The following is a 14,271-nucleotide window of genomic DNA, read 5'->3' as shown; positions in this document are numbered from 1 at the left end:
TTCCCGTTCGGGAATGTGCGGGCGCGAAGCTTTTCGCCATCGGTCACGGGGCCGGCAAAATGACCACGGTGAAGAATTTTGCGTCATGGGAGAACAGCGGCGCGATTGAACGCCGGCGTTTCGCGGCTATATTCGCCAGCGATGTTCTATCTCCTGTCGACCTACTGGCCGCATATCCTCTTTGTCGTTTCTGTCGCCATGGGGGCGGCCGCGGCGATCCATGCCGCCATGACCAAGGAGGAGGTGCGTGCCGCGATCGGCTGGGTCGGCGTCATCATTCTGTCTCCGATCATCGGCGCGGTGCTCTATGCAATTGCCGGCATCAATCGCATCCGTCGCAAATCGTTGAGCGTGCGGCGCGACGCGCTGCTGCTTGCGGCCGAATTCGACGAACTGGAGACATTCGATGCCGAGGCCGAGACGGTGATCAGCCAGTTCGGCCGCCGTTTTGCGGCGTTGCAGACGCTCGGCGACCGGGTTACCCGCAATCCGCTGACGACAGGCAATACGATCGATGTGCTGGAAACCGGCGACGAGGCCTATGCGGCGATGAAATCAAGCATCGACGAGGCGGCGCGCAGCATCCTGCTCGAAACCTATATTTTCGACCGCGATGCTGTCGGCCTTCGCATCGCCGACGCGCTGATTGCGGCGGCCAGCCGTGGTGTCGAGGTGCGGGTGCTGATCGACGCGGTCGGCGCGCGTTATTCCGTGCCGAGCATTCTTGGCCATCTGAAGGAAGGCGGCGTCACGGTCGCTGTCTTCAACGGCAATGTCATCATGGGCTTGCGGCTGCCCTATGCCAATCTGCGCACCCACCGCAAAATCCTGATCGTCGATGGGAAAATCGCGCTGACGGGCGGGATGAACATCAGGGCGGGCTTCAGCGAGGAGGCAACAGGCGAGAGCTTTGCCCACGACACGCATTTCAGCGTCACCGGCCCTGTCGTGGCCGACCTTTTCGACCTCGCCGCCGAAGACTGGCGCTTCACCACGCAGGAGTTGTTGAACGACGAGCCCTGGCGCATCGAACCGCCGCAGCGCAGCCCCGGCGCTCCCATCTTGATGCGCGTCGTCGCCTCCGGCCCGGACCGCAGCGTCGAGACCAACCATAAAATGCTGATGGGTGCCTTTTCCGTGGCGCGCCAATCGATCCGCATCATGTCGCCCTATTTCCTGCCGGACCGTGAACTCATCAGCGCCCTGGTGACGGCGGCGCGGCGCGGCGTCGAAGTCGATATCGTCGTGCCGGCGCTCAATAACCTCGTGCTGGTCGACCGGGCGATGACGGCGCAATTCGATCAGATCCTCAAGAACTACTGCCGCATCTGGCGCTCCACCGGCAGCTTCAGTCATTCGAAGCTGCTGACGATCGACGGCACCTGGGCCTATGTCGGCTCCTCCAATCTCGACCCGCGTTCGCTGCGGCTGAATTTCGAGGTCGATCTCGAAGTGCTGAACGAGGGCTTTGCCGCCGAGATCGACGAGCACATCGAGGAAACCTTGAAAACGGCAACGCCGGTGACGCTCGAAAGCTTACGCGCACGACCCTTCGCGGTACGGCTGCTCGAAAAGGTGCTATGGCTGGGTTCGCCCTATCTCTGACGGATTTTTTGTGATCGGACGTGGCAAGTTCGGCTTGCCTGCCTATACTGGAGAGAGAAGCCTTTTCGATCAACGGAACAAGTGCGCCTGCCGATGCACGCCAGAAAAGACAGCCTTCCCGCCAGCATTCTCGCCTCGATCAGGAGCAGGAAAAAACGGCTTGACCCTGCCTATACGGAGACAAGGCCGCGCAGCGCCGGAACGCTGATCGCCTCCTATAACGTGCACAAATGCATCGGCACCGACCGACGCTTCGATCCGGAGCGCACCAGCCGGGTCATCCATGAAATCGGCGCCGACGTGATCGCGCTGCAGGAGGCCGATACGCGCTTCGGCGAGCGCACCGGCATTCTCGATCTCGGGCGGCTGGAGCGGGAGACGGGACTGATCGCGGTGCCGGTTGCCGGCATGGCGAAGGCGCATGGCTGGCACGGCAATGTCGTGCTCTTCAAGAAGGGGCTGGTGCATGACGTGCATCAGGTCAAGCTGCCGGGACTGGAGCCGCGCGGCGCGCTCGTTGCCGAGATCGAACTCGAGAAGGGCGGGGTGCTGCGCATCATCGCCGCGCATTTCGGCCTGCTGCGCCACAACAGGGCCCAGCAGGCCCGCACGCTGGTCGAACTGATCAACAACCGGCACGAGATGCCGACCATCCTGCTCGGCGACCTCAACGAATGGCGGCTCGGCGACCGCTCTTCCCTCAACACCTTCCAATCCGCCTTCGGACCGCTGCCGCCCGCCGTACCGAGCTTTCCCGCCGGCCTGCCGCTTCTGGCGCTCGACCGGATCATCGCCAACCGCAAGGGGATCATCTCGAAGGTGGAAGCGCATGATACGCCACTGGCGCGCATCGCCTCCGACCACCTGCCGATCAAGGCGCTGATCGATCTGGAACCGGTGCCGGGTTGATGTCATGGCGACATTGGGTGCTGTCGCCATTGTCACTTCGGCCCGCGCTTTCACCTGGCCATGGCTGAAACGTCGCCAGCCGGATGACGTTCAATATGATCTCGAATATCCGCTTGCGCATCGATATCTCTCCTTTGCGGTCATATGTCGCCCCTTGCCTCGCGCCTTCAAACGAGCTTATCGTCGGCCTCGAATGACTTGAGGTTATGGATGAAACGCGGACGCCTGCCATTGACGGCCTTGCGGAGTTTCGAGGTCGCCGGCCGCCTCGAAAGCTTTACGCTGGCTGCGCAGGAACTGTTCATCTCGCAGGCGGCGGTCAGCCGGCAGATCCGCGAGCTGGAGACGTTGCTGGGCGAAGCGCTCTTCGAGCGCCGCCATCGCGGCGTCCATCTGACCGACTCGGGCAGCAAGCTGCTGGCGATCCTGACGTTATCCTTCGACCGGATCGACGAATGCCTGGAAGAAATCCAGAGCCGGCCGGCGACGGCAGCGGTGACGATCAGCGTGGAACCTTCCTTCGCGGCGTGCTGGCTCGTTCCCCGCCTGCCGGAATTTCGGGAGCGGCATCCTGAGATCGACGTGACGATCGACGCCGATTCACGCCTGATCGAGTTCCGGGGCGGGCAGGCCGAGATCGCCATCCGCCATAGCGCCAGCGTGACCGCCTGGCCGAGGACGGAGAGCGGACGTCTCGCCGATGTCCGGATGGTGCCGGTCGCAGCGCCTACGCTGCTCAATCCAGGGCAAGCGATCGTCCGCCCCGAAGACATGCTTCGTCATACGCTATTGCATGAGGAGACCCGCGACGTCTGGTTCCGCTGGTTCGAGGCGGCAGGCATCGCCATGCCGGAAATCGCGCGGGGGCCGGTCTATGCCGATGGCGGGCTGGTCATGCAGGCGGTCCTGCGCGGGCAGGGCATAGCGCTGATGGACGACATCTTTGCCGAGGAAGAGATCAGGGCGGGCCGGTTGCTTCGCCTGTCCGACCTTGCCGTTGCCCACGGCGCCTACTGGCTGGTCGCGCGCAGCTTTGAGCGGCTCGCCCCGCCTGCCTCACTCTTTGTTCGCTGGATCAGCTCCCGGATCGAAACATTCTGAAGGCGGCCGATATCGGCAGAACTCGGCCAAGGCGGCCTATCGACCGTGACGTTCGACCTCGGTCAGCACCGTGATGAAAGCCCGCAAACCCTGCGGCACGTGACGGTGGCCGGGATAATAGAGACAGAGGCCCGGAATGGCGGGGCACCAGTCGTCCAGCACGGTGACGAGCGCGCCGCTTTCGAGAAAGGGCCTGGCAGTGCGATCCGAGACATAGGCGATGCCGAGCCCCTTTGCCGCTGCCTGCGCCATCAGCTCGACATGGTCGAGCGTCAGCACACCCGGAACGTCGACGGCAAGCTCGTGGCCATGTTTTTCGAACTCCCAGCGGAAGAGCTTGCCGCTTGGCAGCCGGAAGCGGATGCAGGCTTGCGTCTTTAATTCGTCCGGTGTCTGCGGCGCCGGATGCGCTGCGAGATAGGCCGGCGAAGCGACGGTGACAAAGCGGGTATCGCCGCCGAATTCCACCGCGATCATATCGAGCGGCACCGCCTCGCGAAGTCTTATGCCGGCATCGAAACCGTCGGCAACGACATCGACGAGCCGATTGTCGGTGACGAGATCGAGCGACATATCGGGATAGCGGGTGAGAAAGATCGGGACAGCGGCATCGAGCAGCACCCGCGCGGCGATCTCGCTGGTATTGATCCGCAATGTGCCGCTGGGATGGCCGCGGAATTCGTTGACCTCCTCGAGCGCCAGATCGAAATCCCTGAACAGTGGCGTCAGACGGGTGACGAGGCGCTCACCGGCTTCCGTCGCCGCGACGCTGCGGGTCGTGCGGTTGAGAAGCCGAACGCCCATATTTGCTTCGAGCGAACGCATCATATGGCTGAGCGTCGAAGGCGACAGGGCCAACTCGTCGGCGGCCTTGCGGAAGCTGCGATGAGTGACGATGGCAGACAAGGCTCTGAGATCCGCAAGGGTCGGCTTGTAATTCATGGCTAAAATTCACCAACTCATGCAGCATTCGGCGGATGGAAGCAGGAATAGGCTCATCTATCTTTACCTTCAAGAGCAGCCGCAAATCCGCGGCGTGATTGGGTAAGACAATGGCAAAGACATGGATGATAACGGGCGCCTCCTCCGGTTTCGGGCGCATCATGACCGAAAAACTGCTGGCGCGCGGCGATCGCGTCGCGGCGACAGTGCGCAGGCCGGAAGCGCTCGACGATTTGACGTCGCACTGCGGCGAGAACCTCTGGATTGCAACGCTTGACGTCAGCAATGATGGGGCGGTGCGCTCGGTCGTCGACGCCGCTTTTGCAGCGATGGGCCGGATCGACGTCGTCGTCAGCAATGCCGGCTATGGCCTGTTCGGTGCTGCGGAGGAGGTGAGCGACGAACAGATCCGCCATCAGATCGATACCAACCTGATCGGCTCGATCCAGGTAATCCGGGCAGCGCTGCCGCATATGCGGGCGCAGGGCGGCGGCCGCATCCTGCAGGTGTCTTCGGAAGGCGGGCAGATCGCCTATCCGAATTTCAGCCTCTACCACGCGACCAAATGGGGCATCGAAGGCTTCATCGAAGCCGTTTCGCAGGAGGTCGCTCCCTTCGGCATCGAGTTCATCATTGCCGAGCCAGGTCCGGCGCGGACCGATTTTGGGCGCGGCCTGGTCGCGCCGCAACCGATGGAAGCCTATGACGCGACGCCGGCCGGCGAAATCCGACGCGCCATCGCCGATGGCACGTTCGAAGCCAAGGGCGACCCCGTCAAGATGGCGCAGGCGATGATCGAGGCTGCCGAACAACACTCGGCTCCGAAGCGGCTGGCGCTCGGCGCCGGCAGCTATACCTCGATCCGCAAGGCGTTGGTCCAGCGGTTGGCTGAGCTCGACGCCTTCAAGGAGGTGACGATTTCAGCCGATGTGGATGGGTGACCGCGGCCCGCAAAAGTTGCTGCCGGCGCCGGCCGGGCCGATGTCGGCCGGCGCCGTATGTCCAATCCTCTTCGCCTAGAGAGCGCCGGCTGCTCGTAGCAGTTTGCGATCAAGATCAACAGCCACGCGGGATTCTTTATCGAGGACCATGGTCGCTGGCTTGTCGGTTGTGTAGTCCGGCCACTCGGGCAAGCCCTCGGCGCTCGGCTTGCCGTTGCGCGCGAAGTTGACCCAGGCCTGGCTCACCTTCCTGGAAAGCGCGAGCGCGTCGCTGCCACCGCCGGTCGACGTCTTGACCAGGGCGGCGTTGGCAAAGACGTAGGGCAGTTCCGCGCAATGCCAGGCCATGGCAATCCCATCTAGGACCGGTGACTCATAGGCGAACATGTAGGAGTAGACCGGAGCCCCGTTCTGCTTCGCCTTCAGGTCGAGATCACGGATGGCGCCCGGCCGGAAGCGCAGGTCCAGGAAATAGGCGTCGGCGATCTTTTTCTCGGGGTAGGCCGCCATGAATGCCTTGCCGACCGCCTCGGCCTTGTCGGCGAAGCGCTCTTTCAGCTTGGCCTCAGACTTCGCATCGTCCCAGTTGTTCTTGTTGTCGGCAAGCAGCTCGCCCGCCTTGTGATTGATCACCGTCTCGAACTCGTTGAGGGTGTTGCCGACCATCAGCGGAATGTTCTTGGCCTGGTCGACCCACTGTATCCCGACCGGGTTAGCCGGAATGTAGTCGCCGTCCTGAACGGGCGCATAGCGGGCGTCCTTCGCGCCCTGGGCGGTCGCGTCCTTGACGGCCTTGTCGGCCGCCGCAAGGAGATCGTAATAGTCCGCGTCGGCAAGCTTGTCGATGTCGCTGGCCTTGAGACCGAGATTGGCGAGCGTCAATTCGGCCACCTTGCGCGAGGACGCCTGATCGATGACGGAATCGGTCCGCGAGCCGCTCTGGACGATCGCCTTCTGGAAGAGGCCCTTCGCTGACGGCGTCCCCATCAGGGCGCGCACCTTGTAGCCACCGCCGGACTGGCCGAAAATCGTCACGTTGCCGGGGTCGCCGCCGAAGGCCTCGGCGTTGTCGTGGACCCATTTCAGCGCAGCGACGAGATCGGTGACGCTGGCATTGCCCGACCGTTTGTACTTCTCGCCATAGGCGGAAAGATCGAGGAAGCCGAGCACGTTGAGCCGGTGGTTGAGGGTGACGACGACGACATCGCCGTCTTTGCTCAGATTGTGGCCGTCATACGAGGTCAGCTCGATGCCGGAGCCATTCGTGAAGCCGCCCCCATGGATCCAAACCATGACAGGCCGTTTCTTTCCGTCTTTGATCGCAGGCGTCCAGATGTTCAGGAACTGGCAGGCTTCGCTCATCGGCAGATAGCGGTGCGGATTGAAGAGTTCGTCGCCGGCCACCTCCTTCATTCGGGGGATGAAGCAGTTCTCGCCATAGGTGACTGCGGGACGGATGCCCTGCCAAGGCGCGACCTCTTCGGCTGGCATGAAGCGGTCGGCACGAGCATAGGGACGCCAAGATAGCTGTAGATGCCATCGTCGAGTGCGCCGACAAGACTACCCTTCTTGGTTTCGACGACCGTCCCGCTCTGCGAAGCAACAAATTCTTCCGCGAGTGCGGGGGCGCCGGCAACGGAAGCTGTCACCCCCGACAGCGCGGATAACAAAGCGCAATAATATAGGAACGTCCTTTTCATCAACTTATCCTCTTGTCGTTGATTTCGAGTTTTCAAAAGCCCGAACGGCCGCATCCCCGGCCGTCGGTGACTAACTAGGTCGGCGCCGACGGTTGTCAGGCCACAGTCAGATGCTTTGCTGGAGAGAGGATCACGCCGGAGGGTTTGGACGGGTCTTCTTGCCGACCGGCCTCCAATGAGCCAGGAGATCCAACGCCGCGTGGGCCGCTTCTGCGCGCTTTGGTCCTGCGGGACGTCGAGCGTCTTGAGCATGCTTGACGGACACCACTCGGCGCCAAAGTGGTAGCGATTGGCCAACTATCCGCACAGGTGATTAGGCGGCGAGATACATGGCGCCGCTTGCCAGGACCGCGTTAGCGTCTGCCACGGGTCAGAAAGATGACGAAGGGACCACCCCAATCGTTGGGACGGGTGGTTTGCGCTCCTGTATCTCGCTTCCCTGCTCGTCGCCGGCGCTCAGTGCCTCGCGCACTTCATCCTCTTCCCAACCCGCCTCAATGGCGGAAGCCACGAGCGTTTCGATTTTCTCGGTTTCCGAGTTGTGCGAAGTCTCATCGAGGTGGCGTCTTGCGGTCTCGAGACACTGACGGAGGTTCGAAGCGCGGCTGGCGTCATTACGGTCGTAGCTTGGCGATGCGACGTAGGTCATTTGAAAGCTCCCTGCTGATCGGAAGGAACACCTGAAGAGAGAGCCGGTTCCACTGCGTGTCTGCGGTAAGCGCCACCAGGAGCCGCCTCCGCGGCTCCGGATATCAAAGAGACTTCGACCACGGCGCCGTCCAGCCACGTCGCGTGTCGAGGTATTTTTGAGGCCGTTTCGGAGATGCAAAGGGAATTGCGGAGCGGCGGGCCAACCTACGAACAAACACCCCTTGACGCCTTTCCATCTTTGAGAAATGCTAAGATGTCAGACCAATTCTCGAGGTCGGCTGCCTGATAAGAAAATGGGGAACCATGAAGGCAAATAGCAGCGACAGGCCGGTGATCCGGCCGCTTCCCGTCATGGACCGCGCGCGTCAGGTGACCGATGCGCTGGCGGATTACGTCGAGGAAGCGCGATTGAAGGCGGGCGATCGGCTGCCGGCCGAGCGCGAGCTGATGGCAGCCCTTGCCGTCGGCCGCTCGACCATTCGCGAGGCGATCCGCCATTTCCAGGCGCTCGGCGTCATCGAGACGCGCAAGGGCAGCGGCACCTATCTGCTGAAACCGGTTTCCAGGGCGACGATCCACATGCCGCTGTCGTTCGACGCGGCGCATCTGCGCGACGCGCTGTTGCAGACGCTGGAGGTTCGCCGCGGCATCGAATGCGAGGCGGGCATGGTCGCGGCGCGGCGGCGCACCGAAAAGGACCTCGTCGTCATCGAGGAAAGGCTGAACGCGATGGAGCGGGTGCACCTGGAGAAAGGCACCTCCGGGCCGGAGGATCTGGCCTTCCATCTCGCCGTCTACGACGCCACCCACAATCCGCTGTTTCGCCAGCTTCTCGAGCAGATGCGCGAGACCTTCGAGCGCTTCTGGGAGCATCCGTTCGACCGGCAGGATTTCGCGCGCCGGTCCTTTCCCTTTCATCGCACCCTTTTTAACGCGATCGCTGCCGGGGATCCCGAGGCGGCGCGCGCCGAAACATTGAAAATTCTCGATATCGTCGAGGAAGACATCAAGGAAATGTCCAAATGAGCAACGGCTCCGAACCGTTCGATCTTGCTTCCCTCATTACCACGCATGACGAAGGCAACTTCGCCGACGCCGTCGTGCCGCCGATTTTCCAGACCTCGCTTTTCACCTTTTCCGATTACGACGACATGATCGCCTCCTATCGCGGCGAGAAGGTGCGGCCGATCTATACGCGTGGCCTGAACCCGACGGTGCGCGCCTTCGAGGAAATGCTGGCAAAGCTCGAAGGTGCCGAGGATGCGCTGGGTTTTGCCAGCGGCATGGCGGCGATCTCGTCGGCGGTCTTAAGCTTCGTCGAACCGGGCGACCGCATCGTCGCCGTCAAACATGTCTATCCCGATGCCTTCCGCCTGTTTGGCACCATCCTGAAGCGGATGAAGATCGAGGTGACCTATGTCGACGGGCGCGACGAGGAAGCGGTCGCCAAGGCGCTGCCCGGCGCCAAGCTCTTCTACATGGAAAGCCCGACGAGCTGGGTGATGGAGGCCCATGACGTCGGTGCGCTCGCAGCACTCGCCAGACATCACGGCGTCGTCTCGATGATCGACAACAGCTGGGCGAGCCCGTTTTTCCAGCGGCCGCTGACGCTCGGCGTCGATCTGGTCATCCATTCGGCCTCGAAATATCTCGGTGGCCACAGCGATGTGGTGGCGGGCGTCATTGCCGGCTCGAAGGTGATGATTGCGCGCGTCAAGGCCGAGGCCTATCCTTATCTCGGCGGCAAGCTTTCGCCGTTCGACGCCTGGCTGCTGATCCGCGGGTTGCGCACGCTGCCGCTGCGCATGCGGGCTCATGAGGCATCGGCGCTTGAAATCGCCAGGCGCCTGCAGAAACTCGAGGTGGTGGAGATGGTCTGCCATCCGGGGCTCGCCAACCGCCTGCCCGCCGGGCTCAACGGCACCTCGGGCCTGTTTTCCTTCATCTTCCGCGACGGCGTCGATATCCGCACCTTCGCCGATCACCTCAAGCTCTTCAAACTGGGCGTAAGCTGGGGTGGACATGAAAGCCTGATCGTACCGGGCGAGGTGGTGCTTCAGCAGAAGGCACAGCCGAATTCCGCACATGCCTTCGGCATCCATGCGCGATCCGTACGTCTCCATGTCGGCCTCGAAGGAACCGAGGCTCTGTGGAGAGACATCGAGGAGGCGCTCGCCGCCGCCTCACAATCCTGAAACCCGAGAGAAACCTAATAAGGGGGAACTGAGCTATGAAAAAACTAATAATCTCGACGCTCTTTGCTTCGATGATGGCGGGTACGGCCTTTGCCGATACCACGCTCAAGCTTGTCGAAGTCATCACCAGCCCGGAGCGCACCGAAACGCTGAAATCGATCGTCGGCAAGTTCGAAGCCGCCAATCCCGGCACCAAGGTCGACATCATCTCGCTGCCCTGGAACGAAGCGTTCCAGAAGTTCGCGACCATGGTGTCCGCCGGCGACGTGCCCGATGTGATGGAGATGCCCGATACCTGGCTGTCGCTCTATGCCAATAACGGCATGCTCGAGAGCCTGGAACCCTACCTCGAAAAGTGGGAGCACACCAAGGAGTTGACGCCGCGCGCGCTCGAACTCGGCCGTGACGTCAAGAACACCGCCTATATGCTGCCCTACGGCTTCTATCTCAGGGCGATGTTCTACAACAAGAAGCTGCTTGCCGAAGCCGGCGTCGCCGCGCCGCCGAAGACGATGGAAGAATTCACCGCCGCTTCGGAAAAGGTTTCCAAACTGCCCGGCAAATACGGCTACTGCATGCGCGGCGGACCGGGCGGCCTCAACGGCTGGATGATCTTTGCCGCCACGATGGCCGGCTCGAACAAGTATTTCAACGACGACGGCACCTCGACGATGAACAGCCCCGGCTGGGCCAAGGGCATCGAATGGATGGTTGATCTCTACAAGAAGGGCTATGCGCCGAAGGACAGCGTCAACTGGGGCTTCAACGAAGTCGTCGCCGGCTTCTATTCCGGCACCTGCGCATTCCTCGACCAGGATCCGGATGCGTTGATCGCCATCGCCGAACGCATGAACAAGGACGATTTTGGGGTCATGCCGCTGCCGAAGGGCCCCGACGGCAAGTCCTTCCCGACGATCGGCTATGGCGGCTGGTCGATGTTTTCGACCAGCGGCAACAAGGATCTCTCCTGGAAGCTGATCGCCACTCTCGAAGGGCCGGAAGGCAATATCGAGTGGAACAAGCGCATCGGCGCCCTGCCGGCCTATACGGCGGCCGAGAAGGATCCCTTCTATGCCGGTGACCAGTTCAAGGGCTGGTTCGAGGAACTGGCCGATCCGAACACGGTACCGACAGTCATGCCGACCTACCTCGAAGAATTCGCCTTCTTCAAGGATTCGCTGGCGATCAAGACCTCGCAGCAGGCATTGCTCGGCGATATCTCGGCGAAGGATCTGGCCGACCAGTGGGCAGATTATCTGACCAAGGCGCAGCAGAAGTTCCTCGCCAAGAAATAAGCGACGGATCGACGGCGGCGGCCTCAGAACAGGCCGCCGCCGCTTTTATTGATGACACAGACGGCGCATGAACGCCGCGAACGGGAATTTTGGCTGATGACCATTTCCGCCGATACGCTCGACATGCGTCGCGACCGCAGGCCATGGCTGCGTCGCGTTGCCGATGCTTCGGAGCCCTATCTCTATAGCGCGCCGTCGCTGATCCTGATCATTGCGGTGATGCTGGTGCCGCTAACCGTCGGCATTTCCTACGCCTTCCGCGATATCCAACTGCTCAATCCGTTTTCCGGCGGCTTCATCGGGCTCGATCACTTCCGCGAGCTTTCCGGCGATGCCGCCTTCTACGGCGCGCTGAGGAACACTCTGTGGTGGACCGGCGCCTCCGTCGTTCTGCAGTTCGCTTTCGGCCTCATCCTGGCGCTGTTGCTCGACAAGCCGTTCAAGGGTAGGGCAATCGCGCAGGCGCTGGTCTTCCTGCCCTGGGCCGTGCCGTCTTTCCTAGCCGGCCTCAACTGGGCCTGGCTGTTCAATCCGGTCATCGGGCCAATCCCGCACTGGCTCTTCGCCCTCGGGTTGATGCATGAGCCGGGCAATATCCTCTCCGATCCCAAATATGCGATGTGGGGGCCGATCGTTGCCAATGTCTGGTGGGGCATTCCCTTCTTTGCCATCACGCTGCTTGCCGCGTTGCAGGCGATTCCGCGCGATCTCTATGAGGCGGCGTCGATCGACGGCGCCGGCTGGTTCCAGCGCTTCCGCTCGATCACCCTGCCGTTTCTTGCGCCAACGATCGCCATCACCGTGCTGCTGCGCACCGTCTGGATTTCCAATTTCGCCGATCTCATCGTCGTCATGACCAATGGCGGGCCGGCGGACCGGACGCAGATCGTCGCCAGCTATATCTTCACGACAGCCTTCAGGCGGCTCGATTTCGGTTATGCCTCAGCGATCGCGCTGGTGCTGCTCGTCCTGCTGTTGGCCTATTCGATGCTGATCATCCTGCTCCGGCAGACGCTGCTGAACAAGGATTGAGATCATGAGACGATCCGTCATTCCCACTATCGCACACCGCCTGGGGATCCTCTGCTACATCGCCTTCGCGCTCTTTCCGCTGTTCTGGCTGCTCAAGGTGTCGGTGACGCCGAACGACCTGCTATATTCCGAAGGCGTACGCATGTGGCCGTCGCGCACGACATGGGATCACTATGCTTTCGTGCTGCGGCATAGCGCCTTTCCGACCTTCTTCAAGAACAGCCTGATCGTCTCGGCCTCGACCGCCGTCACCGTGACCATCTGCGCCTCGCTCTCCGGCTACGCGCTGTCGCGCTTCAATTTCCGGGCAAAATACTGGATCGTCGCCCTGATGCTGCTGACCCAGATGTTTCCGCTGGTGATGCTGGTGGCGCCGATCTTCAAGATCCTGTCACCCTTACATCTGACCAACAGCCTGACCGGGCTCGTCATCGTCTACACCGCCTTCAATGTGCCTTTCGCCACCTTCCTAATGCAGTCCTTCTTCGACGGCATTCCGAGAGATCTCGAAGAGGCGGCGAAGATTGACGGGGCGACGCAGTTCACGGCGTTTCGCCAGATCATCCTGCCGCTGACGCTGCCGGGGATCGCCGCCACGCTCGGCTTCGTCTTCACGGCCGCCTGGAGCGAGCTGCTCTTCGCGCTGATGCTGATCAACGGCAATGACGCGGCGACCTTCCCCGTCGGCCTTCTCACCTTCGTTTCGAAATTCTCGGTGGATTTCGGGCAGATGATGGCGGCGGGCGTCATGGCGCTCATTCCGGCCGGCCTCTTCTTCCTGCTCATCCAGCGCTATCTCGTCCAGGGCCTGACGGCCGGCGCGGTCAAGGGTTAAACAAATGGCATCGATCGATATCCGGAATATCCGCAAAGCCTATGGCCATGTGCAGGTGCTGCACGGCGTCAACCTGGAAATCCAGGACGGCGAGTTCGTCGTGCTTGTTGGTCCGTCCGGCTGCGGCAAGTCCACGCTGCTGCGAATGATCGCCGGGCTGGAGGAGGTCACATCAGGCGAGATCAGCATTGCCGGCAATAGGGTCAACGAACTGCATCCCAAGGATCGCGACATCGCCATGGTGTTCCAGTCCTATGCGCTTTACCCGCATATGAACGTCGCCGGCAATATGAGCTACAGCCTCAGGCTGCGGAAGGTGGCGAAGGAGAAAATCACCAGCGCGGTCGCCGCGGCTGCCGCCAAGCTCGGCCTCGATCCGCTGCTCGAACGCAGGCCGAAGGCGCTTTCCGGCGGCCAGCGCCAGCGCGTCGCCATGGGCCGCGCCATCGTGCGCCAGCCGAAGGCCTTCCTGTTCGACGAACCGCTGTCCAACCTCGATGCGCGCCTGCGCGAACAGATGCGCGCCGAAATCAAGAAACTGCATGGCGACCTGAAGGCGACCTCGATCTACGTGACCCACGACCAGATCGAGGCAATGACGCTGGCGGACCGGATCGTCGCCATGCATGGCGGGGTGGTCCAGCAGGTTGGCAGTCCCCTGGAACTATACGACCGCCCCGCCAATCTTTTTGTTGCCGGTTTCATCGGCTCGCCGGGGATGAATTTCCTCGAGGCCACCTACGATGCCGGCGGCGTGAAGCTGAAGGACGGCACGATCGTGCCGCTTGCAAAGCCTTTGCCGCTTGTCGACGCCGCAAAGGTGACGCTCGGCATCCGGCCGGAGCATGTGCTGATGAGCGATGGCGGGGCGGGGCTTGCCGCAGATGTGGAACTCGTCGAGCCCACAGGCTTCGGCATCATCCTGCACCTTGCCCTGCATGGCTTGCCGTTCAAGATCTTCACGCTGAACTGCGAGGCGCTGAAGGCAGGCCCGAAGGTCAATGTGGCTTTCCCACCCCAGTATCTGCACGTGTTCGACGGCGAAGGAAAGCGCGTCGACTGAGC

The 14,271-nt window shown here is 62.0% G+C and carries 13 protein-coding genes; 10 read left to right on the top strand and 3 right to left on the bottom strand.

The annotated features are described in order from the left end of the window. Nucleotides 1-141: 141 nt before the first annotated feature. The 3 genes from G9X64_RS09320 (at nt 142) to G9X64_RS09310 (ending at nt 3,615) form a co-directional block, all read left to right on the top strand. Entirely contained in the window at nt 142-1,605 is a 1,464-nt protein-coding gene (locus G9X64_RS09320) for a phospholipase D-like domain-containing protein (RefSeq protein ID WP_171376481.1), read from the top strand. A gap of 93 nt (nt 1,606-1,698) precedes the next feature. Continuing rightward, nucleotides 1,699-2,514 (top strand): endonuclease/exonuclease/phosphatase family protein, encoded by an 816-nt coding sequence (locus G9X64_RS09315; protein WP_171376461.1) that lies wholly within the window; start codon nt 1,699-1,701, stop codon nt 2,512-2,514. A gap of 210 nt (nt 2,515-2,724) precedes the next feature. After that, nucleotides 2,725-3,615 (top strand): LysR substrate-binding domain-containing protein, encoded by an 891-nt coding sequence (locus G9X64_RS09310; RefSeq protein WP_171376460.1) that lies wholly within the window; start codon nt 2,725-2,727, stop codon nt 3,613-3,615. Between the two features lie 36 nt (nt 3,616-3,651). Here G9X64_RS09310 and G9X64_RS09305 read toward each other — a convergent pair whose 3' ends face one another. Continuing rightward, on the bottom strand, nt 3,652-4,557 hold the full coding sequence (locus tag G9X64_RS09305) for a LysR family transcriptional regulator (protein ID WP_171376459.1): 906 nt from the start codon (nt 4,555-4,557) through the stop codon (nt 3,652-3,654). A 110-nt stretch (nt 4,558-4,667) separates the two neighbouring features. Here G9X64_RS09305 and G9X64_RS09300 point away from each other — a divergent pair, with 110 nt between their 5' ends. After that, nucleotides 4,668-5,498, top strand: a complete 831-nt coding sequence (locus tag G9X64_RS09300) for an SDR family oxidoreductase (RefSeq protein ID WP_171376458.1) — start codon at nt 4,668-4,670, stop codon at nt 5,496-5,498. Nucleotides 5,499-5,573: 75 nt separating this feature from the next. On the opposite strand, the gene G9X64_RS09295 is transcribed toward G9X64_RS09300, so the two are convergent. Both G9X64_RS09295 and G9X64_RS09290 read right to left on the bottom strand, forming a co-directional pair. Next, entirely contained in the window at nt 5,574-6,989 is a 1,416-nt protein-coding gene (locus tag G9X64_RS09295; RefSeq protein ID WP_246270936.1) for a carboxylesterase/lipase family protein, read from the bottom strand. A 579-nt stretch (nt 6,990-7,568) separates the two neighbouring features. Then, nucleotides 7,569-7,847, bottom strand: coding sequence for a hypothetical protein (locus G9X64_RS09290; protein WP_168315061.1), 279 nt, complete (start codon nt 7,845-7,847; stop codon nt 7,569-7,571). Between the two features lie 305 nt (nt 7,848-8,152). Here G9X64_RS09290 and G9X64_RS09285 point away from each other — a divergent pair, with 305 nt between their 5' ends. The 6 genes from G9X64_RS09285 (at nt 8,153) to G9X64_RS09260 (ending at nt 14,269) form a co-directional block, all read left to right on the top strand. Beyond that, complete coding sequence (locus tag G9X64_RS09285) at nt 8,153-8,875, top strand: FadR/GntR family transcriptional regulator (RefSeq protein WP_171376457.1); 723 nt, start codon at nt 8,153-8,155, stop codon at nt 8,873-8,875. Continuing rightward, on the top strand, nt 8,872-10,044 hold the full coding sequence (locus tag G9X64_RS09280; protein ID WP_171376456.1) for a PLP-dependent transferase: 1,173 nt from the start codon (nt 8,872-8,874) through the stop codon (nt 10,042-10,044). The genes G9X64_RS09285 and G9X64_RS09280 overlap by 4 nt, the downstream gene beginning before the upstream one ends. Nucleotides 10,045-10,079: 35 nt before the next feature. Further along, entirely contained in the window at nt 10,080-11,339 is a 1,260-nt protein-coding gene (locus tag G9X64_RS09275) for an ABC transporter substrate-binding protein (protein ID WP_168312681.1), read from the top strand. A gap of 96 nt (nt 11,340-11,435) precedes the next feature. Continuing rightward, the gene (locus tag G9X64_RS09270) at nt 11,436-12,371 is read left to right on the top strand and encodes a carbohydrate ABC transporter permease (protein WP_168312680.1); all 936 of its coding nucleotides are present in this window, start codon (nt 11,436-11,438) and stop codon (nt 12,369-12,371) included. A 4-nt stretch (nt 12,372-12,375) separates the two neighbouring features. Further along, nucleotides 12,376-13,206 (top strand): carbohydrate ABC transporter permease, encoded by an 831-nt coding sequence (locus G9X64_RS09265; RefSeq protein ID WP_168312679.1) that lies wholly within the window; start codon nt 12,376-12,378, stop codon nt 13,204-13,206. A 4-nt stretch (nt 13,207-13,210) separates the two neighbouring features. Next, the gene (locus G9X64_RS09260; RefSeq protein WP_171376455.1) at nt 13,211-14,269 is read left to right on the top strand and encodes an ABC transporter ATP-binding protein; all 1,059 of its coding nucleotides are present in this window, start codon (nt 13,211-13,213) and stop codon (nt 14,267-14,269) included. The last annotated feature ends 2 nt before the right edge of the window (nt 14,270-14,271 follow it).

It is taken from the genome of Rhizobium sophorae (genome assembly GCF_013087515.1).
In the GTDB taxonomy this organism is placed as follows: domain Bacteria; phylum Pseudomonadota; class Alphaproteobacteria; order Rhizobiales; family Rhizobiaceae; genus Rhizobium; species Rhizobium sophorae.
The sequence above is the reverse complement of the archived record's forward strand: the minus strand, read 5'-3'. Positions and strand labels throughout refer to the sequence as shown.